The following is a 25097-nucleotide window of genomic DNA, read 5'->3' as shown; positions in this document are numbered from 1 at the left end:
CGGCGCAGTGCGGGCAGGATAGCATCGGGCTGGTTGGCCACAGCGCCGCCGCGCGAGGCGCGACTGGGCGCGTGGCGCGATGACGTTGGCTGGTCCTGCGTTCCGTGCATCGCCGCCGTTCCGTGCGTCGCCAGCCAGGCGCCGCCGGCGAAATCCGGCGACGGTTTGCCTGGTCCCGCAGTATCGGCATGCAGGCGTACAGGGCTTCGCGGAGGACATCACCTGGCGTGTTTCGTGAAAACGCATGCGAGGCGCTTCTGGAAATCGATGTACACATCGTGATCCCGGAGAAACGGAAGGCCGGCGACATAAGGGTATGGCGCGCGATCGTCCGGGACGATCCTCGCGGGTATCCTGGTCTTTCCGTCTCCGAGCGTCACGGTTTCCACGTAATAGCTGGCGTGCCTTTCACCGTTGATCGTGTGGTAGTCGTAGGAGCGGACGGCCGTCGCATCGGGGCCATGCGACGCCACGCCCGTGCCGGTGAGGTATTCGCTGTTCCCGGTATCGAAAGCCGCATTCCGTACCTTGCCGTTGATCTTGAGCGGTAGCGCAAGCAGGAATTCGCCGGCCGCCCTGGATGCAATGTGCAGGGGTTGCCCGCACCGCACGTTCGCAGGGTGGATGACGAGCTGGTCTTCTTCCAGCAGGACGGCTCCCAACGCTTCCAGCAATTGCGTGCCAACGAGATTCACGTTGCCCGTGACGACGGCGGGAATGTGCCTGCCTGCCGCTGCCACGGCCCCATTCCGGTCGGCGATGTCGAGGGAGTCCGCCGTGCCGAGATGGATCCGGGGCGAATCGATGTCGCCCTTGGTGTCGTAGCTGGTCGAGATCGATCCGAATGCGGCGGGATTGATGCGGACTTTTGCCGACTTCGCGACCTCGGGGCGGATGACGGAAAGATTCGTTCCAGTGTCGAGTATCGCGATGGTCCGCACGCCGTTCAGGGTGATACCGATGGCAAATGGCCGCCGGGCGCTCAGGGGCACGTCCCGCATGTTCCCCTGGCCGGCAGCGGGTGCCGGATCGTCCCGCCAGAGGTTGGGCACGACATGCTCGGCTGCTGCAGGGGAGATCGCGCTACGGGGCGTGTTTCCATAGGCGCCGGGATCGAATGGCGGGGGCGTCCCGGGGTCCGCCGTATCCCACAGGAGGCTGGCCCAGGCCGCCATGTCGCCCTGCATGGCGGCGTTGCCCGACAGCAATGCACTGCATATGTCCGCCGAAGGCGGCCTGGGCTTCCTTGCGTCACCCGCGAAACTGGAGCATCGCCTGGCGTATTCGCTCGAGGAGTCGAGCCGGAAAATGCTCCGGTAGTAGGCGGCTTTCGCCAGGTCGTCCGCTGGTGGCGGAAGCCCCTCCCTGCCGAGCGCCTGGAGCTTGTCGACGTCGCCTGCCGCCATGGCATCGATGATGCCGTATGGATCGTTTCGCCCGAACCCCCATTGGCCACTGGCCCGTTGTTCGGCATGGATCGCGCGCGGAAAGAGAATCACCAGGGACAGCGCTGCGGCGCAGAATGGCATCGAATACCGTGGGATCCGCATGTTTCCTGGCTCCGTGATCTGGAAACACCCGCCGATAGGGCTACCTAGCGACGGTTTGCCTGGTCCTGCCGTTGCGCGCGTCCGCCCTTCAACTCCGCGCTGCCGTCGAGGTATCGATGCCCGCGTCGCGCAGCAACTCCTCCAGCGGCCCCAGCCACGGGCGGAATTTCTGCCAGCGCCCCACGGCGCGGCGATGCATGCCTTCGCGCACCTGCGCGGTGCTGGCGGTGGCGACGGCGGAGGTGTTGCGCTGGAAGGCCAGGCAGGCGTCGTGCCATTCCAGCCCGCAGTGGGCGAGCAGCCGGCGGGTGGTGGCTTCCTGCTCGGCCACCAGGGTCTCGTAGTCCAGCTGCAGGATGCGGCCGGGCAGCACGGTGTCCCAGTGCGCCATCAGGCGGTCGAACTGGATGTAGAAGCGGCCGATATCGAGCAGGTCGAAGCTGTAGCCGTGGAAGGCGGAGTCTTCCGCGAAGGCTTCGCGGAAATTGCTGAGGCAAGTGTCCAGCGGATGGCGGCGCAGGCAGACGATCTTCGCCTTCGGCAGCGCCTTGGCGATCATGCCGAGGTTGAGGAAGTTGTGCGGCAGCTTGTCAATGAAGCGCGGCTTGAGCGTCGTCTGCGGACGGGTGGCGTCCACGTAGCGCAGGCCGAGCTGGTGCCAGTCGTAGCGGTGCGACTGCGCGACCAGCTCCGGGCCGAGCCTGGCCGGCGCGCCCGCGGGCGCGAGGCGGCAGAGCTGCATGCCGAAATCCATCAGCTCGCCGGCGGAATACACGTCCGGGTGGCTGGACAGGACGCGCTCCACCAGCGTGGTGCCGGAGCGCGGCATGCCCACGACGAAGATGGGCTCGTCGCTGCCGTAGCCGGAGTCGGTGGCCACGGGGCCCGGGAACGCCGCGATCAGCGCATCGACCAGCGCGCGGTCCTGCTCGGGCCGGTAGTCCACCCGCGTGCGTGCGGCGGCCTTGCCCAGGCGCATGTGCTCGAAGGCGGCGGCGTAGTCGCCGAGGTCCTCGCATTCCTTGGCGAGCGCGCTGTGCAGGTGGATCTGCGCGTCGACCTCGGCGGGATGCCGGGCCAGCAGCGTGCGCAGGGCCTCGACGTGGTTGTCGTCCGCCGTCTGCAGGCGCAGGCGCGAGCGCAGCCCGTAGGCCTGCCAGCAGGTCGGCATGCGCTCGATGCAGGCGTCGAAGTGCGCCTCGGCGACGGCGAGGTTGCCGGTGAAGGTGACGGTCACCGCGGCATTGAAGCGGCACATTGCGTGGTCCGGCAGCGCGGCCACTGCGCGGCGGAACATGGCGCTGGCGCGCTCGTGGGCGTTGCATTGCATGTAGACGCCGCCCAGCGCGTCCAGCGTCAGCGGGTCGGTGGGCGTCAGCGCGTAGGCGATGTTGGCGACCTGCAGGGCATGGCCGCGGCGGCCGGACATCGCCAGCGCGCGCGCGAAGTGCGTGGCGTATTCGGCGTTCTCGGTCTCGATCGCCACGGCGCGGTTCAGGTGCTCCAGCGCGCGGCCCAGCTGGCCGGTGTCCAGGCAGGCCAGCCCGGCGAGGTGGTGCGCCTCGGCGCAGCCGGCATCCATCTGCGTGGCGTGCGCGGCGAGCTGGCCGGCGTGCGCGTGGTCGCCGCGGGCATGGGCACGCCGGGCGTCGTCCAGCAGTTTGCGCAGCGCGGGCGGAATCGGCTTGGTGTTTTGCATGTCCGCCATTATGGAAAAAACCGCGCCTTTCCGGGCGCGGTTTTTCCGTGGTCCAGACGCGGCGGGTGGCGCTTACCAGATCTTCACGCGCTGGTCGGGCGCGAGGTACAGCTTCTGTCCGGGCTGCACGTTGAACGCCGAATACCACGCGTCGAGGTTGCGCACGGTGAGCGCACGGAACTCGGCGGGGGCATGCACGTCGATGGCGAGGCGCTGGCGCTGGGCGGCGTCGCGGATCTTCGAGCGCCAGGCCTGGCCGAAGGCCAGGAAGAAGCGCTGGTCGCCGCTGAGCCCGTCGATCACCGGCGCGGGCTTGCCGCCCAGCGACTTGTGGTACGCGAGGTAGGCGATGGTGAGGCCGGAAACGTCGGCGATGTCCTCGCCCAGCGTCTGCTCGCCGCTGACGTGCAGGCCGGGCAGCGCCTCGTACTGGTCGAACTGCCTGGCCAGTTGCGCGGTGGCGCTCTTGAAGTGCGCCTCGTCGGCGGGCGTCCACCAGTTTTCCATCTTGCCCTGCGCGTCGAAGTCGGCGCCGGTGTTGTCGAAGCTGTGGCTGATCTCGTGGCCGATGATGGCGCCGATCGCGCCGTAGTTGGCGGCGGCGTCGGCCTTCGGATCGAAGAACGGCGCCTGCAGGATCGCGGCGGGGAAGTTCAGCGCGTTCTGCAGCGGCAGGTTCACCGCGTTCACCGTCTGCGGCGTCATCCACCACTCGCCGCGGTCCACCGGCTGGCCCAGCTTGGCGAGCTGGTGTGCGTATTCATGCTGCTCCGCGCGCAGGTGGTTGCCCAGCGGGTCGTCGGCGCTGACCTGCAGGTTGGCGTAGTCGCGCCAGTGTTCGGGGTAGCCCACGCCCACCTTCAGCGTGACCAGCTTCTCCTTGGCCTTGGCGCGCGTGGCCGGGGTCATCCAGCTCAGCGTGTCGAGGCGCTCGTCGAAGGCGGCGATCAGGTTCTTCACCAGCCGCTGCACTTCGGCCTTGGAGGAGGCGGGGAAATACTTCTGCACGTAGAGCTGGCCCACCGCGTCGCCGAGGTCGGTATTGGTGGCGCCCACCGCGAGCTTCCAGCGCGGCTGCTGCTGCGGCGTGCCCTGCAGGGTGTGGCCGTAGAAACCGAAGTGGAGGTCGGCATAGGCCTTGGGCAGCAGCGGCGCGGCGCTGTCCAGCGTGTGGAAGGTGAGCAGGGTCTTCCACGCGTCCAGCGGTTCGCTGCCGACCAGCGCGGCGAGGCCGCTGATGGCGCCGGACTGCCATGCGTCGATCTGCTGCTGCCCGCCCAGGCCGGCGGCCTTGAAGTAGGCGGCCCAGTCCAGGCCCGGCGCCTTCTGCGCGAAGTCGGCCATGCTCCACAGGTTGTTCGCCTTGTGCACGTCCTGGCTGTCGACCAGGCTTTCCTGCGCCTTGGCAATCCTGGTTTCCAGGGCTATCACCGTGGCGGCCTTGGCCTCCGCGTCGGCGATGCCGGCCTGCTTCAGCAGCGCCACCACGTAGGTGCGGTACTGGCTGCGGAACGCCGCCATGTTCGGATCGTCGGCGAGGTAGTAGTCGCGGCTGGGCATGGCCAGGCCGCCCTGCAGCAGGTAGGCGACGGTGTGCGAGGGATCTTCCAGCCCCTGCGTCACGAACAGGCCGAACAGGTTCTCGGTGTGGAAGTTGGTGGCGTTGATCGGATCCACGTCGGCGCGCAGGCGGCTACCCAGCACGCGGGCAAGGTCGTCCTTCGAGGCGATGGCGTCGATGGCGGCGAGTTCGCCCTTCAGCGGCGCGAGGCCGTGCTGCCCGATCGCGGCCTCATCCATGTACGCCGCGTAGTAGTCGGCGATCTTGCGCGCGTTGCTGCCGGCGGCGGGGTGGCTGGCGCCGGCATTCCTGATCAGGTCGGCGGTGTGCTGCTCGGTGAGCTCGAAGATCTTCAGGAAGGTGCCGGTGCTGGAGCGGTCGGCGGGGATCTGCGCGGTCTTCAGCCAATTGCCGTTGGCGTAGTCGAAGAATTCGTCGCCGGGCTGCACGGAGTGGTCGATGCCGGCGAGGTCGATGCCGATGTCGGGGTCGTGCGCGGCGGGCGTGGCGGCAAGGGCGGGCGTGCCGCAGAGCGCGGCGGCGATCGCCGCGGCCAGGATCCATCGGGTACGTTGCATGGGTGCCACCTCGCTGTCTTGGGAGGCGAGCACGATAACCCCATGCAGGTGCTGTTGCAGGTGCCGGAAGGCCGGGAGCGCAGCACGCGTGCGCTCCCGGGACCGGCCGCGCCGTCAGTGGTGCTCGTCGTCGTGCTTCTTCGGCGGCGCGTGCGCGGGCTTGGCGGCCGGGTGCTGCTCGGCGGGCGCAGGACGGGCGGCCGGGGCGGGCGCCGGCTGGGGCCTGGCTTCCGGCCGCGGCGCGGCCGCCTCCGGCGCGCGTTCCATCTCCCGCGGCTGTTCCATCGGCCGCGGTGCGGCGGCCTGGGCGGGGGCAGGACGCGGTGCCTGGCGCATGGGCTGTGGCTGCGGGGCCGGACGCGCGGCTTCGGGACGTGCGGCTTCACGCGGTGCCTCGACTGGGCGCGGCACTGCGGCTGCGCGCGGCGCTTCGGCGGGGCGAGGAGCTGCCGCCGTGCGCGGCTCCCCGGCGGCGCGCGGTACCGGTTGGGCAGGGGCGCCGGTGCGCGCCTGCCCGAATCGCGCAGGTTCGGCGCCACGCACCGGCGTGCCGAAGTGCGGCATGGTCATGGGTTGCGTGGCGGGCCTTTGCGCGGCTGCCGCGGGTGCGCGGCCATCGGCCGCGCCATTGCCGGCGTAGCGGTTGTCGACCGTGCTGTTGTTGACCGTGCGGTTGTTGCTGTTGGTGTAGTTGACCGTGCGGCTGTTGTTGATGTTGTTGGTGACGTAGCGGTTGACGATGGTGGTGGAGCGCGAGACATAGACGCTGTTGTTGTGCACCACCGCCGGGCGCTGCCAGCCGCCGCCCTGGCCTTGCGGGCCGCCGCCGTGCCTGCCCCAGTTCATGCCCCAGCTGTTCCAGCCCCAGCCGGGATTCGGGGCCGGGGCGGGGCCGTTGTCGTGGTGGTGCTCGAGCAGCGCGCCCACCACGATGCCCACGCCGAAGGCGATGGCGCCGGTCGCGACGATCTGGCCGGTGCTGTAGCCGGCGGGCTGGGCATAGGTGTAGCCGGGGTAGGCCGCGACCGGTTCGCCGTACACGGTTTCGGGGTCGTATTGCGGTACGTACACCGTGTCGGGCTGCGCCGGCAGGATCTCGATGGTCTGCGGTGGCGGTGGCACCTCGGCGGGGCCGTCGTACGCGGGCTGCGCCCCGCCTTCGTCGACCACCTGTTCGTCGGCCGGCGCGGCCTGGGCCTGGCTGACCACCTGCATCTGCGCCGAGCTGCGCAGGCTGCCGTTGCTCTGCGCGCGCTGGCGCATCACCTGGATGGCGTTCATCACGTCGGACGGGTCGTTGACGTAGGCCTCGCCCAGCGCGGTCGTCCACGGGATGTTCTGCGCCATCTGGTCCAGCACGGAGGGGAACTGCGTCAGGCCCTTCACGCTGGGATCCCAGGGTTGCGGATTCACCGCAGCGGTCAGCGCCGCGCCAGTCAGGTTGGGCTGCTGCCGCAGCATGTTGTCGGCGGCGGTGATCTGGTCGGGGTAGGTCGAGCCGGCCAGCACCTGCGCCACCAGCTTGTCGGGGAATAGGGCGATCGGCGCCACCATCTGGTACAGCTGGTCGGCGGAAGGCGGCGTATAGGGTGCGGACTGCTGCGCGCTGGTGCCGGTGGTGGCGGGTGCGCTGCCGGCGGCGGCCGGGTTCGCGGCCTGCGAATCGGCGGCCTTGTTGCAGCCGGCCAGCATCACCACGCCGGCGCACAGCAACGTGCAGGCGGCGTTGCGGGGAAAGGCTCGGTCGATCATCGGAGGCACTCCATGGTGGGTGACGACGGAACGGAAACGGTGCGGCGATTATCGCCATGAGCATGGCACGACGACGGTGACACGCGGTACGCCGGTCATGCGCGATTCGGCAAGTACGGACGATGCGTGAATTTTCTTGCGCGCGGATTCAGCGCTCGTAGCGGTAGTTGAAACTGGCGCGATTGAAGTCGGTGGCGCTCTGCGCCTCGAAATTCCAGCGATGGTTGAGCCGGTAGCGCAGCGTGACGACCTGGCCGGGTTCGAAAAGACCTACGCCGTAGCTGAGGTAGAGCCGTGGCGAGAGGTACTTGCCCACGGTGAACGCGGAATTGCCGCCCAGCGCCTCGTTGCTGGAGACGCCGATGTCGTCCACGCCGATCTTCGAGCCGATGCTCTTCGCCAGCAGGTTGCCCGCCGCCGAGCCAAGCGCCTGCGCGGCGGCGCCCAGCATGTCGCCCTCGCCACCCTTCACCTGCGACAGCGGCTTGCCGGTGACCAGGTAGGAGAGCGCATCGGACTGCTCCATCAGCGGATTGGAGAACACGGTGAGCACCGGGCGCTGCGCGGTGCCGGAAATCTGCAGGCCCACTTCCTGGCCCTCGTCGACGGTGGCGTTGGGGTTGAGCTTGCGGATCGCGCGGATGTCCAGGCCCGGGTTGTCGATCGGCGTGCTGGCGAACAGCAGCTTGCCGCTCTGGATCGCCAGGTTCTGGCCGTAGGCCTTGTAGGTGCCGCTTACCGTGACCTGGCCCTGGCCGGTGGTGGCGCGGCCGGGGCGTTCGTTCACCGTGAGCACGCCGCCGAGGCGGCCGTCCAGGCCCATGCCGGCGAGGTGCGTCTTGCTGCCCAGGTCCACCTTCACCGTGGCGGTGAACGGCAAGCTGCTGCCCGGCTCGGGCGGCGGACGGTCGACCACCACCACGTCGGGCGAGGCCTTGCTGGCGCCCGCGCCGGGCAGCCTGTCGAGGTTCACGTCGGCGCTGTCCAGCGACACCGTGCCGCCGAGGTCCAGCCCTTGCGCGTTGCGCTGCAGGCGCAGGTCGGGCGTGATCACGACCCTGGCGGCCGGGATGTCGGCGGCGGTGAACCGGCTGCCCTTGATCGCGATGTCGGTGGCGACGTCGCCGCCGAGGCCGGCGACGCCGTTCACCGCGAGCGTGCCCGTGCCGGACTGCACGCTGCCATCGACGCGCAGGCTGTGCGCGTCGATGGCGCTTGCGGTCAACCGTCCCTGCGCGAGTTTCAGGCCCGCGGCCGGAACCTCGGCCGCGAAGTCGGCCAGGGTGGCATCGCCGCTGATGGCCGGCTGCGCCAGCGTGCCGCCGAGACGGAAGCTGCCGCTGGCCTGCCCGCGCACGTTCGCCAGCGCGTCGCCGAACAGCTCGACGAAGGCGAGGCTGTCGAGGCGCAGGTCGAGTTGCCCGGCCAGCGACTGCTGCTTGCCGGTCAGGCTCATCTGGCCGTCCAGACGTCCGCCGTGGTCGAGCGCGGCGTGCAGGGCGATGCGCTGGCTGTCGGGGGCGAGCCGGGCATCCAGTGCGAAGTCGTCGTAGCTCAGCAACGGTGCGTCGGCATGCCCGGTCCAGGTGATGCTGCCGCGGGAGGAGCCGATGTCGGCATGGCCGCTGAGCGCACCGGCCGCGCTGCGGCGCAACTGGCCGTCGCCTTGCAGGTTGCCGTCCACGCGTACCGGCAGGCCGGACTCGCCGGTGGCATTGAGCAGCAGCGCCAGCGGCAGCGCGCGCAGCCGGTAGCTGGCGTCGAGGTTGCCGGCCTTGTCCTGCCTGGCACTGGCGCACAGCTGCGGATCGCCTGCCGTGAGGCACAGCTCGCCGAGGCTGAAGGCGCCGTCGCGCCAGGCCAACTGGCTGGGGTTCTGCAGGCGCCAGCCGGGCAGGCCCTGCGGTTCGAGGTCCAGCGTGGACAGCGTGCCGGTCCACGCATCGTTCTTCAGCGCGCCATGCAGGGCCAGCGTGCCGGAAACCTGGCTGCCGTGCGCCTCCAGCGCCAGCCGGTGGTCGCCCTGGCTGCCCTCGGCCAGCAGGTGGATGCGCTGGAACAGCAGGCCGCCGATGTGCGAGCCCGCCGTCGCCAGTTCCAGCTTGCCTGCCGGGTGGCTGATGTCGGGAATGCCGGCGACGAGTTGCAACGTGTCCACGCGTTGCTGCTGCCAGGCCAGCGCGCTGCCGTCCAGGTGCCCGTTGACGGAAAGCCGCGGCCACAGGCCGCGGATGGCGAACTGACCATCCAGATGCCCAGCGGCGCCAGGCAGCCAGTCGCCCAGCGAGGCGATGGCGAGCTTGAGGGTGGCGTCGTTGCCTTGGCCCGGCCTGGCATCGAGTTGCACCGTGCTGCCGCCGGAGGAAAGCTTGAGCTGCCCGTCGACCACCCGGTCCGGGGACAGGTGCAGCCTGGCCGTGCCGCCGACGCTGCGGTCGCGCAGGCGCCCGCCCAGTTGCTTGAGTTCCAGCGTGGCGTCGGGACCGGTCTTCGCCAGCGTGCCCTGGCTGTCGAGCGCGAGATCCAGCGCGCCGTTCCAGCCCGCGAACAACTGGCCGGGATCGAAACGCGTGGCCGTGGCATGGACCTGCCAAGCCGGCACGGGTTGCAGCTGCAGTGTGCCTTGCGCCTGCAACTGGCCCTGCGCCTGCCGCAGGGCAAGCGGATGCAGGGCGATGGCCTGCGGCGTGCCGTCGAGGTCCAGGGTCAGTTGCGTGGGCTTGCCGGGCGGCCCGATGGCGACCTCGCCGCTGGCGTGGAAGCGTTCGGCGTTGCCGTCCGCTTCGAGCTTGCCGGTGCTGGCCAGCGGCTGGCCAGCCAGCTCGGCGGGCAGTTGCAGGTCGCTCCACTGGATCGCCAGTTGGCCGCCCAGCGGTTTTGCATCGAGCCGCAGCCTGCCGCTGGCGGACAGCGCGCCCTTGACCTGCGGCGAGGCCAGTGCGAGCTGCTGCAGCACGAGCGTCTTGCCGTCGTCGCCGAGGCTGGCGCGCAGGGGTTGCAGCAGGACGCGGTATTGGTCCAGGTCCAGCGTGCCGTCGAGCTCGCCGCCGTGGCGGTCGCCGTGGCCCTGCACGGACAGCGCCAGGGATGCCGGCGCGCTGTCGCCGAGCAGCGGCCTGGGGTCGAAGCGTGGCGCAACCAGTGCAGCCTTCCAGTCGTGGTTGGCGTCCTGCCCCAGGTCGAGTTGCAGGTGCGCCGCCATGGGCTGCGCGAGCTGCAGTTCCAGTCGCGCCTGCCGGCCATCGCCGTGGGCGTCGACCTGGCCGGCGTAGCGGGTGTCGCCCAGCTGCCATGCGAAGTCGGCCTTGCCGTTGCCGCGCTGCCCGCTGGCGAGGGCGAGCCGGCCTTCGAGGTCGACGTGCCCATCCGGCGCGCGCAGCTTCAAGGTGTCGATGGCGATGCCGGTTTTCGTCCAGCTTCCCGCGAGATCGAGGCTGTCGGAGGCGAACACGGGCTGGCCGGCCTGGCTCACCTGCACCGTGCCGACGTGGGCGCGGTCCAGCCGCAGGTCGATGGGCGGCTGCAGCGAGAAGCCGCCGGGGTTTTCGCTGGCGTTGTCGCTCTTCGGCAGCGCCACGGTCACGCCCTCGGCGTCGAGCTCGCGCACGTGCAGGCGGCGCGCCAGCAGCGGCCAGAAGCGCAGGTCGAGGCGTGCGTGCGCCACGTCGATCCGCGTGCCGTTGCCGTCGTCGTAGCGCAGCCCGTCGAGTTGCAGCGGGCCGAGCAGTGCGCCTTGCGCCTGCCTCCACTGCAGCGCGCCGTGCGTGGCCGATTGCGCGCGCGTCAGGGCGAAGCGCAGCCCGGCGCCGGTGTCCAGCAGCCACCACAGCGTGGTGGCCGCTGCCAGCAGCAGGATCGCGATGGCGATGGCGAGGCGTTTCAGCCACTTCATGAAACCGACTGCCTCCGTAATTTGCACATGCGCGGTTGTCGTGTCCCGAAACCGGAAGCGAAGCCTTGCCCATGTCGAAAACGGGCTGTCCTGCCCGCTTTCGACTCGCCGGGTCCGTTGCACGGAGCCGGCTCCGCCGCATCGGCCGCAACGCGGCCGATGCGCGTGCGGCCATCCGTGGCCGCCTGTGAGCGGGCGCCAGGGAGCCCGTTCACAGGTCCGGCCCGATCACCAGGTGCAGCACCACGCCATGGCGCTGCGCATCGTGGATGGGCGTGCCCAGGTCCACCCGGATCATGCCCACCGGCGAGCGCCAGCGCAGGCCGATGCCGGTGCCGAGTTTCGGCCGGTAGTCGACGGCATCGAAGGCGTTGCCCGCGTCGAGGAAGCTGGCGATGCCCCAGTTGCGGGTGAAGTAGTGCTCCACCTCGGCGCTGGCGACCAGCAGGTTGTTGCCGCCGATCACGCGCCCGTAACCGTTCTCGGGGCCGATGGACTGGAAGCCGTAGCCGCGCACCGAGCGGTCGCCGCCGGCGAAGAAACGCAGTTGCGGCGGCAGCGCGGCGAAGTCGTCGGTCCAGGTCTTGCCGGCGCTGCCGCGCAGGATCAGCCGGTCGCGCCTTTTCGCGCCGAACGCATGGATCCATTTCGCGTCGGCGGTGAGCTGGCTGAAGCTGGCGGAGGAGAGCAGGTCGCCCGCCGTGCTGCGCGCCGCGAAATTCAGCGACCAGCCGTCATGCACGAAGTCGTAGTTGTCCGCCTGCTTGCGCGACAGCGAAGCCTCGGCGAACACCAGCGTGCTGCTGCCGTGCTCGATGCCGGGCGTGTCGTCCGGCTCGTCGCTGCGCTTGCCCACGGTGAAGGTGCCGGACAGTGCGTGCAGGCCCACGGTGCGCGTCCAGCCATGCCACAGCCGCGTCTCGTTGGCGACCAGCTCCAGCGTGCGCGACTGCGAGGTGTCGGTGTTCGCGTCGCGGTAGTTGGCGCCGAAGTTGAAGCTGCGCTGGTCGTCGCCGGGCATCGGGATGGAGTACAGCGTCGACAGCGTCTTCAGGCGCTGCGCCAGCACCAGCTCGTTCTTCCACTTGTGGCCGCTGCGGTTCACCCAGCGCCGCTCCAGGCCGCCGCGCACGCCCAGGCCGGTGTCGGTGCCGATGAACGGGCCGCCGGTGTAGATCGTGCGCTTCGCCGGCACCAGTTCCACCGCGATGTCGACCTTGCCGTCGGCCTTCCCGTCGACCTGCGGCAGCACGTTGACCACCGCGAAGTAGTCCGCGCCGTTCAGCGCCTGCTGCAGTTGCAGCAGCTGGTCCTGGTCGAAGTAATCGCCGGGCTTGAACGGCACGTAGCGTTCCAGGAAACCCTCCTTGAACTGCGATCCCTCGAAATGCACCGCGCCGTAGCGATAGCGCCGGCCCACCTGCCATGCCAGCCGGATCGCCGCGCTGCGCCGCGCCGTGTCCACTTCCACGCGGTGCGTCAGCAGTTTCGCGTCGAGGAAGCCGTTCGCGGTGAGCGCGGCAGACAGCGCATCGCGCGCGGCATCGTAAGTGGCGTCGTCCAGCTGCTTGCCGCGCATGCGCGTCAGCGCGGCGCGCGCGCGGCGGATCGAGGGCAGCGCGAGTGCCTCGGCGTCCAATTGCACCTCCACCGAAGCGACCTTCACCGGCTCGCCGGGGCGCACGTCCAGCGTCACCTTCCAGTCCTTGCCGACCTGCTGCAGTTGCGCCGTGACGTCCGCTTCGTAGTAGCCGTAGGGTTCCAGCGCCGCCTTCGCCTGCGCCGGCGCCTGCGCGTACAGGCGGCGCACCTGCGCATCGCTCACCTCGCTGCGCGCGTACTGCGACAGTCCCGTCGATGCGCTGATCGCCTGCTGCAGCGGCTCGTCCACGCCACGCACCAGCAGTTGCACGCCGGCCTGCGCGAGTGTCGCGAACAGCAAGAGCGGCAATGCGAACAGGGTGGTGCGACGCATGCGCGGGGATCCGTCCTCGATGATCTGGTCGGGGGACAGCTTAGCGAAGTGGCGTGCCGGTTGTGTCGATGCAGGCCGCATCGGGAAGGGCGCCGCCGGTGGTTCCGATGCCGTCTCGCCAGTATTGCCCGCATGCTTCCCGGCAGCGGTAGTCGACCATGCCGCGCCGGTTTCGGTACGGCGGGCCTGGCTACGCGACGAGGCCGGTTCCTGCTCGACCGGCAGCGCATTGGCGTTCATGCGCCAGCCGCCGCTTTGCGCGCGGCATCGGCCGGCGGCGCCCCGGTCTGGAGAGCTGGCCAGGCCAGGAAAGCAAGGCAGCTTGCCGAGGCGCAAGTGCCAAGAACTTGCGCCGCACGCTACCGCATAATCGGCGACGCGTATTGTCGGAATCGCCGGGTCGATCCAGCGCAGCAGTGACCAGGCCAGGGACAGGCGCACACCATCCACAGCACGAGGGAATGACCATGGCACTGACGCGGCAAGTGATCTCGACCCTGCAGGACAACGGCACCGACATCATGGGGCCGGACGTACTGGCCTACCACTACCCGGACGCGAGCATCATCTCGGGCAGCCTGCTGACGGTGGAGGCGAACCATTTCGCCGTGCTCAAGTCGCGCGGTGCGGTGCTCGGCGTCTACGACACCGGGCAATACCCGATCCAGACGCCCGACAAGCCGCTGGTGGGCGGCTTCGTCACCGGCTTCTTCGGCGGCAGTTCGCCGTGGCAGTACGAGGTGCTGTACGTGAACCGCGCCAAGCTGCTGGTGCGCGCCAGCGGCGTGGCCACCTCGGCGGAGATGGCCGAGATGGTGTACCAGGTCGACTACTACATCCACGTCGACAGCAAGGACGACGCGCTCAAGCTCACCACGCACATGCCGTTCAGCGGTCACTACATCAAGGCCGACGAAGTCGCTGCCTACGCGGCCCCGGTAGTGGAGCAGGCGATCAACCAGGTCGTGCAGGTCACCCCGATGGAGAAGATCAACGAGCACATCCACGAGGTGGTCGAGTTGCTGAAGGAGCACATGAGTGCCTTCCTCTCGGTGTTCGGCATCACCCTGAACGACGCCAAGGTGCTGATCCTGCCCAAGGACGACCGCATGCGCGAACTGATCTCGCTGCGCGCGTTCGGCCTGAGCGAGGTCGAGGCGGTGCGCTACTACACGGCGTTGAAGATGGCCGAGCGTGGCCTGGTCTCCGCGCCGAACATGGCGGTGGGCGCGCCGTTCTCGATCGGCGGCGCCACGATGGGCACGTATCCCGTGCCCGATGGGCACGCATCGGTGACGCTGCCGAAGGCGTGATGGCCGTCCATGCGAACCGCGTCCTTGCGGATGCGGTTCGTCCACCGGATTGGAGATGGCACGATGGAATTGAAGACAACGGAAAATCCGATCGAGACGGCCGGTCCGGCCAGGCAGGTGCTGTCGAACCTGTTCTACGGCTGGGGCTACAACTTCTACCGCAAGGAGAACCAGCTGCGCGCGGACGACCTGCTGATACGCGGCAAGGTCAGCGAGATGCTCGCCGCGATGCGCGCGCACCTGGCGGGACTGGAGCGGGACTGGCGGCGCGAGCGCCTGCCTGCGCCGACGCGCGAGCACCCGTTCCCCGATGCCGCGGCCGTGGCCACGGCGCAGGGCCTGCAGCGTGCGCAGCAGGGCATCGAGTCGCTGGAGACGAAGGTGCGCACCGCGCCGGTGCCGGAAATGGACCGGGTGATGCAGCGGCACGTCAACGAGCGCGATGCGCTCGAACGCCTGGCGGCGGTGGACGGCGACCTGGTGCTGGCGGCGAAGTCGGCGCTCGATGCGGTGGCCGGGCTGCCCGATCCGGCCACGGCGACCGCCGGGGTGGCCGCGATCCTTGCGCAGTCGGGCATGGAGGCGTTGTTGGCGCGGCGTGCCGAGGTGCTGTCGGCTGTCGCGATGGCGTGATCCCCCGCTTCCGTTGCGCGGCAACTCAAGCGTGGGTCGTGCGATGCCGTACCTCGGTCAGTCCGGCTGGATCGCGTCGAAGTCCACCAGGTCGCCCTGTTCGCCGCGCACGTACAGGCGCTTGCGGCGGTGCGGGTAGTCGCAGACGTCCTGCTCCAGCCGCTGGCCGGCGACCAGCAGCACCAGCGGCGCATCGCCGGTATTGGTGATGACGTGGGCGGGCCCGTTGCGCGCGAAGCCGAGGAAGTCGCCGGGGCCGATGTCGTGGGCCTGTTCGTCGAGCAGGGCGCGTCCGCGCCCGGCGAGCACGCAGACGAATTCTTCCTCGTAGAGGTGGCGGTGGTATTCGCTGGAATCGCGGCCGGGCGGCAGCTCGATGCGGTGCACGCCCAGCTGGGTGAGCCCGGTGGCGTCGCCCAGCGACTTGCGCAGGCGCAGCGCATTCGGGTTCAGCGGGTGGGGGCGCGCTACCGCCTCCATGGCTTCGATGTCGGCGGCGGTCAGCAAGGCAGGATGCGGCATGCGGGTCTCCCGGGGGTCTGGTGTCAGCGGCGCGGTCGCCGCACGCCCGCGCCCAGCGTGCCGATCAGCAGCAGCGTGAGCGCGATTTCGATTGCGGCGAGCGTGCGTTCGACCGGCGCGCTCCACGCCTCGGCCACGCCGTGGCAGAAATAGAACAGCGCGAGGATGCCGACCCAGAGCAGGGCGCGGCGCGGGTTGCGCAAGGCGGCCAGCGGCAGCAGCAGCGGGACCAGCGTGAGCATGAGCACCAGCGCCACCGGCATGCCCTGCGGCGGCAGCAGCCAGCCGTGCCAGAGCGCTTGCAGCGCGGCAAGGGCGGCCCATGCGGCGAGGCCGAGCTTTTGCTCGATGGGCAGGGCGGCCGCGCTCATGCGCCGGCGGCCAGCCTGCGCGCGGTGTCGGCGAGGCGGCGGCCCAGGGCGCGGGCCAGTTCGCGCTCGTGCTCGCTGATGGCATTCTCGCCCTTGCCGCCGGCGACGTGGCTGGCGCCGTAGGGCGAGCCGCCGGTCTGCGTGGCGCTGAGCGCGGGCTCGGTGTACGGGATGCCCACCAGCAGCATGCCGTGATGGAGCAAGGGCAGCGCCATCGTCAGCAGGGTGGATTCCTGGCCGCCGTGCATGGTGCTGGTGGAGGTGAACAGCGCGGCGGGCTTGCCGGCCAGCGTGCCGCTGGCCCACTCGGCGCCGGTCGAGTCGAGGAAGTGCTTGAGCGGCGCGGCCATGTTGCCGAAGCGGGTGGGGCTGCCCAGCGCAAGGCCGCTGCATTCCACGAGGTCCTGCCTGGTCACGTAGGGCGCGCCTTCGTCGGGCACGGGCGGCTGCGCGGTCTCGGTGACGGGCGCCACCGGCGGCACCTGGCGCAGGCGCGCGCGCATGCCGGGCACCTCCTCGATGCCGCGGGCGATCAGCCGCGCCAGCTGCGCGGTGTGGCCGGTGCGGCTGTAGTAGAGGACGAGGACGTCGTTCATGCGTGTGGGCTCCTGCGTGATGCGCTAGTGTACGGGCGATATCCGCGAGCCTGGCGAGCTTTCATGAAACTGCGCTTCGACCGCGACCGCACGCAGAGTTTCGGCCACTTCCTGTGGCAGCGCTTCGTCGACGACAAGTGCTTCGAGACCGCCGGCGCGCTGTCCTACACCACGCTGGTGTCGCTGGTGCCGCTGATGGTGGCGGCGCTGGCGATGTTCGCGGCGTTCCCGGTGTTCGCGCAGTCGCGCGACCTGCTGCTGGACTTCGTGTTCCGCAACTTCGTGCCGGCGGCGGGCCACCACATCCAGGACGCGCTGCAGGGCTTCGCCGGCAACGCGAGCCAGCTCACCGGCATCAGCATCCTGATGATGCTGTTCAGCGCGATCTCGATGATGGTCAGCATCGAGGACCGCCTGAACCGCATCTGGCGCGTGCAGCGGCCGCGCAGCTGGCCCGCGCGCCTGCTGTTGTACTGGGCGGCGCTGACGCTGGGGCCGGTGCTGGTGGGCGGCGGCATCGCGGCCAGTTCCTACCTCAGTGCGCAGCCGTTCCTGCAGGGGACGGCCACGGTCGCCGCGTCGTCAGGGACGCTGCTGCAGGGAGCGCCTGCCGCCGCATCGCCCGGCCTGGGCGCGCATGCGCTGCGCGCGGTGCCGTTCGTGGCCACCTTCGTGTCGCTGTGGCTGATGTATGTGCTGGTGCCGAACCGCCGCGTGTCGCGGCGCGACGCCACCGCGGGCGCGCTGGTCGCCGCGGTCCTGTTCGAGTTCGCGCGCTGGGGCTTCCGCCTGTTCGTGCACGGGGCGCACACCTACCAGCAGATCTACGGCAAGGCGCTGGCGGCGATCCCGATCTTCCTGGTGTGGATCTACCTGTCGTGGATCATCGTGATACTCGGTGCCTCGATCGCCGCCTCGATCTCGGCGTACGAATACGAGCCGCCCGCCGAGCGGCTGCCGGAAGGCGCGGAGTTCCTCGGCCTGATGCTGGTGCTCAGGCATTTCGTGGATGCGCAGCGGCGCGGCGAAAGCGTGGATCCCGCGTCGGTCTGCGCCAGCGAGCCGCGCCTGCGCAGCGCGCTGGCCGCGACCTATTTCGACGACCTGTTGCGCGCAGGCCTGATCCAGCGCGGCGAAACGGGCGGCTGGCTGCTCAGCCGCAGCCTGGACAGCGCCGACCTGCTGCGCGTATACCAGCACGCCAGCTATCGCCTGCCCCTGCAGCCGACGCAGGAGGCGGAAGCATTGAACCTGCCATTGCCACGGGAATTGCTGGCGATGCTCGACGAGCTTGCGGCCACGCTGCGCGCGACCCTGGGGACATCGCTGTTGCAGGCGTTTCCCGCGACACCTCCCCATCCAAAGGAACCTGCACCATGAAACGGCATGTCTGGCTTGCGGCACTGCTATTCCCGCTCGCACTGGCCGGCACGGCGCGTGCCGCGATGCCCTCGCACCCAGCCATCCGCGTCACCACGATGGACGGCAAGCCCTACGACCTGGCCGCCGAGCGCGGGCACTGGGTGATCGTGAATTTCTGGGCGACCTGGTGCGTGCCGTGCGTCGCCGAGATGCCGGCGCTTTCGCGCTACGTGGCCACGCACAAGGGCGTGCGTGCCATCGGCCTCGCCTACGAGGACAGCGACCCGGCCGACATCAAGGCCTTCCTCGCCAGGCACCCGGTGGTGTATCCCGTGGCGCAGGTCACGCTGGACAAGCCGGTCAAGGATTTCGACGAGCCGCGCGGCCTGCCCACCACCTATCTGATCGCGCCGGATGGCACGGTGGCGGCGCACTTCCTCGGCCCGATCGACGCCGCCAGGCTGGATGCGGCGATCAACAAGGCGAAGTGATGCCGGCGGCGCGCTTCCTTGTCCGCGGCCGCGTGCAGGGCGTGTCCTTCCGCGCCGGCACGCGCGAGCAGGCCTTGGCGCTGGGCATCGAGGGCCATGCGGTCAACCTGCCGGACGGTCGCGTCGAAGTGCTGGCCATCGGCGATGCCGCCGCGCTCGATGCGCTGGAGCGCTGGCTGTGGCAGGGGCCGCCTGCGGCGCGGGTGGATGCGGTCGAGCGGACGGTGTTGCCCGGACAGGCAGCGAGTGGGTTCCGCATCGCCTAGCGGGTGGACCGGCTAGTAGGTATCCGGCACCCGGCGGGCCTGCCTGGTGACGTGTTCCTTGCCCGGCTTGCCCTTCAACCTGTGCAGCTTCACCGGCGCAGTGTCCTTGTCGTGCACGGGCACCTGTTGCAGCAGGTGCCGGATCAGGTTGATGCGGCCGCGCTTCTGGTCGTTGAAGTCGGCCACGAACCATGGAGCATGGTCGCTGTCCGTGCGTTCGATCATCGTGTCGCGCAGCCGTCCCATCTCGGCATATTTGTGCCGTGCCTGCAGGTCCACCGGGGACAGCTTCCAGCGCTTCAGCGGGTCGTTGGCGCGATCGGCGAAGCGCTGCTCCTGCTCGGCCTGGTCCACCGCCAGCCAGTACTTCAGCAGGATGATGCCGTCGTCGACGAGCAGCTTCTCGAAAGCCGGCACGGCCTGCATGAAGGCCTCGTACTGGGCCTTGTCGCAGAAGCCCATCGCCGGCTCGACCACGGCGCGGTTGTACCAGCTGCGGTCGAACAGCACGAACTCGCCGGCATTGGGCAGGTGGGCGACATAGCGCTGGAAGTACCACTGCGTGGCCTCGGCATCGCTGGGCTTGGGCAGCGCCACGATGCGGCAGCCGCGTGTATCCAGCCGCTCGCTGATCGCCTTGATGGTGCCGCCCTTGCCGGCGGTGTCGCGTCCCTCGAAGATCACCAGCAGCCGCTTGCCGCTGCTGCGCAGACCCTGCTGCAGGCGGGTCAGTTCGACCTGGAGTTCCTCCAGGGTCTCGCGGTAGCGCTTGCCCATGTCCGGCCTATCCGTTGTCGTGTTCGACAGACTATACCTGCGGGCGTCAGGTACACCGGCTCGATACAAGAGCCGGGAGACGGCGTCATCTGTGGTTGTGGCTTTATACTCATGTAGATATAATTTGCGCATGGAACCAGCCATCAGGCCGCTCGCATGGATCGCGTCGTCCAGGAAGGATTTGATGGCGATGCCGGACGATGTGCGGGATACCTTCGGGTATGCGCTGCACCTCGCGCAGACCGGCGACAAGCATGAGCAGGCCAGGCCGCTCAAAGGTTTCGGCAGTGCCGGCGTGCTGGAAGTGGTCGAGAGCGATGCCGACGGCACGTACCGAGCTGTCTACACGGTGCGGTTCGAGGATGCGGTGTATGTCCTGCACTGCTTCCAGAAGAAGTCGACGCACGGCATTGCCACGCCGAAGCCGGACATGGACTTGATCCGGGAGCGGTTGAAGCTCGCCGAGGCCCATGCGAAAGGTGGAAACAAATGAGCGATGCAGAGAAGGGCAGTCCCAACGCCTATGCCGATCTTGGCTATTCCGACGCCGACGAAATGCTGGTGAAGGCGCGGCTTGTCACCAAGATCAGGGAAATCATCCAGTCGCGCGGCTGGACGCAGCAGGAGGCCGCTGCCGTGCTTGGCATGCCGCAACCGAAGCTGTCCAACGTGCTGCGCGGCCAGTTCCGCGGTGTAAGCGAAGCAAAGCTGATGGAATGCCTGACACGGCTGGGTCGGCAGGTCCAGATCGTTGTCGGCCCGGCGCGGCAAACCGACGATGTGGTGCACGTCGAAGTGGTTTTCGCGGCCTGATTCAAAGGTAAAGGACAAGGCGCTTCAACCCTGTCCCAGCGCCTGCAACTGGTCGGCCTGGTTCTCGCGGGTCAGCGTGTCGACCAGCTCGTCCAGGTCGCCCTGCATGGTTTCCGGCAGCCGGTACAGGGTGAGGTTGATGCGGTGGTCGGTGATGCGGCCCTGCGGGAAGTTGTAGGTGCGGATGCGCTGGCTGCGGTCGCCCGAGCCCACCTGCAGGCGGCGCTCCTGCGCCTGCGCCGCGGTCTGCCTGGATTGCGCCTCGTCCAGCAGGCGCGCCTGCAGCAGGCTCATCGCGCGGGCGCGGTTCTTGTGCTGGCTGCGCTCGTCCTGGCACTCCACCACCGTGCCGGTGGGGAGGTGGGTGATGCGGATCGCGGAGTCGGTCTTGTTGACGTGCTGGCCGCCCGCGCCCGAGGCGCGGAACGTATCGATCTTGAGGTCGGCGGGATTGATCGCGATGGCCTCGATCTCGTCCAGCTCGGGCAGGATCGCCACGGTGGCGGCCGAGGTGTGGATGCGCCCCTGCGATTCGGTTTCCGGCACGCGCTGCACGCGGTGCGTGCCCGATTCGAACTTCAGCCGGGAGTACGCGCCCTTGCCTTCGACGCGCGCCACGATCTCCTTGTAGCCGCCGTGCTCGCCGTGGCTCTCGCTGAGGATTTCCACCTGCCAGCGTTTGCGCTCGGCGTAGCGCGCGTACATGCGAAACAGGTCGCCGGCGAAGATCGCCGCCTCGTCGCCGCCGGTGCCGGCGCGCACTTCGAGGTAGAGGTTGGCCTCGTCGCGCGGATCCTTAGGCAGCAGCAGGATCTGCAGTTCGCCGTCCAGTTCGACGAGGCGAGCTTCCAGCCGCGCGACGTCGTCGGCGGCCATCGCGGCGAGTTCGGGGTCGCCCAGCATCGCGCGCGCATCGGCCAGCTCGTGCGTGGCGGATTCATGCTCGCGCAAGGCGGCGGCGACCGGCTCCAGCTGCGCGTATTCGCGCGACAGTTCGCGGAAACGCGTGCCGTCGGCCAGCACGTCGGGCTGGGCCAGCAGCAGGCCGATTTCCTCGTGGCGCTCGGCAAGGGTTTCGAGTTTGCGGCGGATGGATGGCGTCATGGCATCGTCGGTTGCGTGCGTAGGAGCGCACCCTGTGCGCGATGGCCTTTGGGCTTCGATCGAAGCGCAGAGCCATCGCGCACAGGGTGCGCTCTACAGGTCGGGGTCTTGCTCGTCGAGTCCGTACAGGCGCCCAGCCGCATGCAGCAGGTCGAGGTCGCCGGAGAGCGTCGCCTCGCGCAGCCGCGCGCTGGGGTGGTGCAGCAGCTTGTTGGTGAGCGTGTGGGCGAGGAAGCCCAGCGCCTCGTCGGGCGACTTGCCGCGCGCGAGCATGGCGCGGGCCTTCTCCAGCACTTCGTCGCGGTAGACCTCGGCATGCTGGCGCAGGTCCAGCGCGGGGTTGCGCACGCCGAGCGCGCGGCGCCAGGCCATGTAGCGGTCCACCTGCAGGTCGATGATGGCGTCGGCCTCGCGGGCGGCGGCGGCGCGCGAGCGGCGGTTGTCGTCGATCACCTGCTGCAGGTCGTCGATGCCGTAGAGGTAGACGTCGGGCAGTTCGGCCACGGCCGGCTCGATGTCGCGCGGCACCGCGATGTCCACCATGAACATCGGCTTGCGCCGGCGCGTGGCCAGCGCCTTCTCCACCATCGCGCGGGTGACCACGGGCGTGCGTGCGGCGGTGGAGGAAATCACGATGTCGGCTTCGGCCAGGTGCTGCGGCAGGTCGGCCAGCGCAATCGCGTAGCCGCCGTAGCGCTGGGCCAGGTCCTGCGCGGTTTCCAGCGTGCGGTTGGCCACGATCAGCCGGCGCGCCTGCTTGTCGGCAAGGTGGCGCGCGGCCAGTTCGATGGTGTCGCCGGCGCCGATCAGCAGCACGCAGGCCTCGCGCAGGTCGGCGAACACCTGCTCGGCGAGGCGCACCGCGGTGAACGCCACCGACACGGTGTGCGCGCCGATGCGGGTTTCCGTGCGCACGCGCTTGGCCACCGCGAAGGTGTGCTGCAGCAGGCGGTCCAGCGGTGCCTTCAGCGCGTTCGCCTCGCGCGCGAGCTGGTAGGCGTCCTTCACCTGGCCGAGGATCTGCGGTTCGCCCAGCACCATCGAGTCCAGCCCGGTGGCGACGCGGAACAGGTGGCGTGCAGCGTCCTGTTCGTCGTGGCGGTAGAGGAACTCGTCCAGCTTGCCGGGAGCCAGCCGGTGGTGGCGGCCCAGCCAGGCCTGCGGCAACTGCTCGGCGCCGGCGGCCACGCTCACGTAAAGCTCGGTGCGGTTGCAGGTGGACAGGATCAGCGCTTCCTCCACGCCGGGTTCGCGCTGCAATTCATGCAGGGCGGCGGCGGTGGCTTCGGGATCGAACGCCACTTGCTCGCGCAGGGCGACCGGCGCGGTGAGGTGGTTGAGCCCTAGAGCGATCAGCGGCATGCGGTGACGGAGGTCCGGCGGTAGTCAGGCGGCGTAGGCTAAGCTTGTCGTCGAGGCGCCGTGGAATCGGACACGGTGTGGCGTGTGTGCAGACGTGACGGACAGACGGTGGTCAGTGTGCGAAGCAGGCGTTGTGGATTCAAGCAGATGCGGCATTTTACGGCAGCCGTCACGCTGATGCTCGGGCTGGCCGGCTGCGCCCAGGCGCCGCTCAAGCCGGCCGCCGGGCCGGCGCCCGCGTCCACGCCCCAGCCGCTGGCGCACCTGGTGGTGGCGACGCCGGATGCGGAGCACGACCTGCTCGCGCAGCTGATGGCCGGCGAAATGGCGCTGGGCCATTCCGACCTGAAGTCCGCCGCGCTGCATTACGGCAAGGCCATGGCGATCAGCACCGATCCCGGCGTGGCCGAGCGCGCCGCGGCGCTGGCGATCGCGGTGCACGACGACGACGCGGCCAGCCGCGCGCTGGATCGCTGGCAGTCGCTGGGCGCCAAGCCGGCGGCGATGGCGCAGGCGCGCGCGCAGCTCGCGCTGGACCGCGGCGACACGCTCGAGGCGCAGCGCCAGCTGCGGATACTCACCGACGGCCGCGACAAGAACGCATGGCGCAGCTTCGGCCAGGCGCTGGTGGCCGCGCGCGACCAGGCGCAGGCCGGGCAACTGCTGGAAGCGCTGGCGACGCCGCAGCGCCTGCCCGCCGACCCGCAGGCCTGGCTGGCGATGAGCGAGCTGGGCGACAAGCTGGGCCGGCACGCCTATGCGCAGCGGATCGCGGATGCCGCCATGGCCCGCTTCCCCGACGCCGCCGAGGTCTATGTCTGGTCGGCGCAGATGAAGGCCGGCAGCGGCGACACCAAGGGGGCGCTCGCGCTGCTGCAGCAGGCGAACGCCAGGTTGCCGGACGACACGCGCCTGCGCCTGGTCTACGCCAGCCTGCTCAGCGAGTCCGGCGACGACGCGGCGGCCGCCAGGGTGCTGGAGCACGGTCCGCAGAGCGCCGACACCTACCAGTTGCGCGCCGCGCTCGCCGCGCACGGCAAGGACGCCAAGGCGCTTGCCGCGCTGTACCGCCAGTTGCAGCAGGCCGCGCCCGACGTGCGCACGCAGAACGCCTTCCTGCTCGGCCAGCTGGCCGAGATGCAGCATCGCGATGCCGAGGCCCTGGCCTGGTACAACCAGGTCGGCGACGACGATCCGCATGCCTTCGACGCCGACCTGCGCAGCGCCGTGCTGCTGCAGGCGCAGGGCAAGGGCGCCGAGGCGCACGAGCTGCTCGGCCAGATGGAGATGGACTATCTCGACCAGCCGAAGCAGCTGCGCCAGGCCTGGGAGCTCGATGCCGAGATCTACATGCAGGAGCAGAGCTACCCGCGGGCCGTCGACGCCTTCACCCGCGCGCTGCAGGTGGCGCCGAACGACCCGGGCCTGCTGTATGGCCGCGGGCTCGCCTATGCCAGCGCCGGGCAGATCGACCCCGCCGTGCAGGATTTCCGCAGCCTGCTCAAGCTCAAGCCCGACGACATCGACGCCAGCAATGCGCTGGGCTTCACCCTGGCCGACGCGGACCGCGACCTCCCCGAGGCGGCGCGGTTGATCGCCAAGGCGCGCGCGGCGCGACCGAACGATCCGGCCATCGCCGACTCGTGGGGCTGGGTGCAGTACCGGCTGGGCCACCTCGACCAGGCGGTGCAGTCGCTGCGCAGCGCGTGGCAGGCCGGCAAGGACGCCGACATCGGCGTGCACCTCGGCGAGGTGCTGTGGAAGCAGGGCGACCGCCAGGGCGCGCAACGGGTGTTCGATGCCGTGCGCAGGATGGATCCGCACAACGCCAGCCTGCAGGACACCCTCAAACGGTTGAATCCATGAAGCGACATTTCCGGTTCCTCGCGGCGGCCCTGCCGCTGCTGCTGGCCGCCTGCGTGCCGCAGCAGGCGTTGCGCATCAAGGGCGACGCGTCCCTGCTCAATGCACAGCTCGAACGCGAGCACGCGCTGGCCCACGCCGACCACTGGACCCTGCAGGGACGGCTGGGCGTTTCCGACGGCCATGCCGGCGGCAGCGGCAGCCTTGCCTGGACGCAGGACGGCGATCGCTACGAATTCGTGCTGCATGGGCCGGCCCTCAGCGGCGCGGACTTCCGCCTCAGCGGCGGTCCCGACGGCGCCACCCTGGAAGGCGTGAATGGCGGTCCCCTGCACGGCCCCGACGCGGAGGCGCTGATGCAGCATGCGCTGGGCTGGACCGTGCCGCTGCACGACCTGCGCGCCTGGGTGCTGGGCCTGCGCGCCGACAGCGGCCCCGCCGAGCTGGCGTTCGGCGACAACCGCCTGCCCTCGCTGCTCACGCAGGACGGCTGGTCGGTGGACTACCGCGCCTGGGACAGCACGCGCCAGCCGCCGCTGCCCACCACCATCTTCGCCTCGCGGCCGCCGTACAAGGTGCGGCTGTCGGTGGAGAGCTGGACGATCCGGTAAGGCCCC

21 protein-coding genes are annotated in these 25097 nt (G+C 69.7%); 9 read left to right on the top strand and 12 right to left on the bottom strand.

From position 1 onward, the window contains the following. Positions 1 to 218 precede the first annotated feature (218 nt). From IHE47_RS10290 to IHE47_RS10265, 6 genes are all read right to left on the bottom strand, one after another. Positions 219 to 1550, bottom strand: coding sequence for a hypothetical protein (locus IHE47_RS10290; protein WP_192105806.1), 1332 nt, complete (start codon positions 1548 to 1550; stop codon positions 219 to 221). Positions 1551 to 1638: 88 nt separating this feature from the next. Beyond that, positions 1639 to 3249 (bottom strand): sulfotransferase, encoded by a 1611-nt coding sequence (locus tag IHE47_RS10285; RefSeq protein ID WP_225561761.1) that lies wholly within the window; start codon positions 3247 to 3249, stop codon positions 1639 to 1641. 72 nt (positions 3250 to 3321) lie between these two features. After that, entirely contained in the window at positions 3322 to 5388 is a 2067-nt protein-coding gene (locus tag IHE47_RS10280) for a M13 family metallopeptidase (RefSeq protein ID WP_192105805.1), read from the bottom strand. A gap of 114 nt (positions 5389 to 5502) precedes the next feature. Beyond that, positions 5503 to 7140, bottom strand: coding sequence for a DUF3300 domain-containing protein (locus IHE47_RS10275; protein WP_192105804.1), 1638 nt, complete (start codon positions 7138 to 7140; stop codon positions 5503 to 5505). A 148-nt stretch (positions 7141 to 7288) separates the two neighbouring features. After that, entirely contained in the window at positions 7289 to 11032 is a 3744-nt protein-coding gene (locus tag IHE47_RS10270; protein ID WP_192105803.1) for a translocation/assembly module TamB domain-containing protein, read from the bottom strand. 211 nt (positions 11033 to 11243) lie between these two features. Next, positions 11244 to 13007 (bottom strand): outer membrane protein assembly factor, encoded by a 1764-nt coding sequence (locus IHE47_RS10265; RefSeq protein WP_192105802.1) that lies wholly within the window; start codon positions 13005 to 13007, stop codon positions 11244 to 11246. A 467-nt stretch (positions 13008 to 13474) separates the two neighbouring features. On the opposite strand from IHE47_RS10265, the gene IHE47_RS10260 reads away from it, so the two are divergent. Beyond that, positions 13475 to 14320 carry an SPFH domain-containing protein gene (locus tag IHE47_RS10260; protein ID WP_192105801.1) on the top strand — a complete coding sequence of 282 codons (846 nt, stop codon included), beginning with the start codon at positions 13475 to 13477 and terminating at the stop codon, positions 14318 to 14320. A gap of 63 nt (positions 14321 to 14383) precedes the next feature. Further along, positions 14384 to 14953: a hypothetical protein gene (locus IHE47_RS10255; RefSeq protein ID WP_192105800.1), complete on the top strand. Its 570-nt coding sequence runs from the start codon at positions 14384 to 14386 to the stop codon at positions 14951 to 14953. A gap of 57 nt (positions 14954 to 15010) precedes the next feature. Here the strand turns inward: IHE47_RS10255 and IHE47_RS10250 are convergent, their stop codons facing one another. Genes IHE47_RS10250 through wrbA form a run of 3 tightly spaced genes read right to left on the bottom strand, consistent with a single transcriptional unit; the run spans position 15011 to position 16442 of the window. Further along, the gene (locus IHE47_RS10250; protein WP_192105799.1) at positions 15011 to 15475 is read right to left on the bottom strand and encodes a cupin domain-containing protein; all 465 of its coding nucleotides are present in this window, start codon (positions 15473 to 15475) and stop codon (positions 15011 to 15013) included. A 23-nt stretch (positions 15476 to 15498) separates the two neighbouring features. Then, positions 15499 to 15846 carry a DUF2069 domain-containing protein gene (locus tag IHE47_RS10245; RefSeq protein WP_192105798.1) on the bottom strand — a complete coding sequence of 116 codons (348 nt, stop codon included), beginning with the start codon at positions 15844 to 15846 and terminating at the stop codon, positions 15499 to 15501. Beyond that, a complete protein-coding gene (gene wrbA, locus IHE47_RS10240) occupies positions 15843 to 16442 on the bottom strand; it encodes an NAD(P)H:quinone oxidoreductase (protein WP_192105797.1) in 600 nt (199 codons plus the stop codon). Before wrbA ends, IHE47_RS10245 begins: the two co-directional genes overlap by 4 nt. Before the next feature lie 63 nt (positions 16443 to 16505). Here wrbA and IHE47_RS10235 point away from each other — a divergent pair, with 63 nt between their 5' ends. From IHE47_RS10235 to IHE47_RS10225, 3 genes are read left to right on the top strand one after another with little or no spacing between them, the layout of a single operon-like run. Continuing rightward, on the top strand, positions 16506 to 17822 hold the full coding sequence (locus IHE47_RS10235; protein ID WP_192105796.1) for a YihY family inner membrane protein: 1317 nt from the start codon (positions 16506 to 16508) through the stop codon (positions 17820 to 17822). After that, entirely contained in the window at positions 17819 to 18295 is a 477-nt protein-coding gene (locus IHE47_RS10230) for a TlpA disulfide reductase family protein (protein ID WP_192105795.1), read from the top strand. Before IHE47_RS10235 ends, IHE47_RS10230 begins: the two co-directional genes overlap by 4 nt. Then, the gene (locus IHE47_RS10225) at positions 18295 to 18561 is read left to right on the top strand and encodes an acylphosphatase (RefSeq protein WP_192105794.1); all 267 of its coding nucleotides are present in this window, start codon (positions 18295 to 18297) and stop codon (positions 18559 to 18561) included. The genes IHE47_RS10230 and IHE47_RS10225 overlap by 1 nt, the downstream gene beginning before the upstream one ends. Before the next feature lie 12 nt (positions 18562 to 18573). On the opposite strand, the gene ppk2 is transcribed toward IHE47_RS10225, so the two are convergent. Further along, complete coding sequence (gene ppk2, locus IHE47_RS10220; RefSeq protein ID WP_192105793.1) at positions 18574 to 19338, bottom strand: polyphosphate kinase 2; 765 nt, start codon at positions 19336 to 19338, stop codon at positions 18574 to 18576. A gap of 130 nt (positions 19339 to 19468) precedes the next feature. On the opposite strand from ppk2, the gene IHE47_RS10215 reads away from it, so the two are divergent. After that, positions 19469 to 19831, top strand: a complete 363-nt coding sequence (locus tag IHE47_RS10215; RefSeq protein ID WP_192105792.1) for a type II toxin-antitoxin system RelE/ParE family toxin — start codon at positions 19469 to 19471, stop codon at positions 19829 to 19831. Continuing rightward, positions 19828 to 20151, top strand: coding sequence for a helix-turn-helix transcriptional regulator (locus tag IHE47_RS10210; protein WP_192105791.1), 324 nt, complete (start codon positions 19828 to 19830; stop codon positions 20149 to 20151). The genes IHE47_RS10215 and IHE47_RS10210 overlap by 4 nt, the downstream gene beginning before the upstream one ends. Before the next feature lie 24 nt (positions 20152 to 20175). Here IHE47_RS10210 and prfA read toward each other — a convergent pair whose 3' ends face one another. Together prfA and hemA are read right to left on the bottom strand one after the other, a co-directional pair. Further along, positions 20176 to 21255, bottom strand: coding sequence for a peptide chain release factor 1 (gene prfA, locus IHE47_RS10205; RefSeq protein WP_192105790.1), 1080 nt, complete (start codon positions 21253 to 21255; stop codon positions 20176 to 20178). 93 nt (positions 21256 to 21348) lie between these two features. Next, positions 21349 to 22617, bottom strand: a complete 1269-nt coding sequence (gene hemA, locus IHE47_RS10200; protein ID WP_192105789.1) for a glutamyl-tRNA reductase — start codon at positions 22615 to 22617, stop codon at positions 21349 to 21351. Positions 22618 to 22764: 147 nt separating this feature from the next. Between hemA and IHE47_RS10195 the strand changes: the two genes are divergently transcribed. Continuing rightward, positions 22765 to 24483, top strand: coding sequence for a tetratricopeptide repeat protein (locus IHE47_RS10195; RefSeq protein ID WP_192105788.1), 1719 nt, complete (start codon positions 22765 to 22767; stop codon positions 24481 to 24483). Beyond that, positions 24480 to 25091, top strand: a complete 612-nt coding sequence (gene lolB, locus IHE47_RS10190; RefSeq protein ID WP_192105787.1) for a lipoprotein insertase outer membrane protein LolB — start codon at positions 24480 to 24482, stop codon at positions 25089 to 25091. The genes IHE47_RS10195 and lolB overlap by 4 nt, the downstream gene beginning before the upstream one ends. The last annotated feature ends 6 nt before the right edge of the window (positions 25092 to 25097 follow it).

The organism is Rhodanobacter sp. DHB23 (assembly GCF_014842975.1).
GTDB lineage: Bacteria > Pseudomonadota > Gammaproteobacteria > Xanthomonadales > Rhodanobacteraceae > Rhodanobacter_A.
The sequence above is the reverse complement of the archived record's forward strand: the minus strand, read 5'-3'. Positions and strand labels throughout refer to the sequence as shown.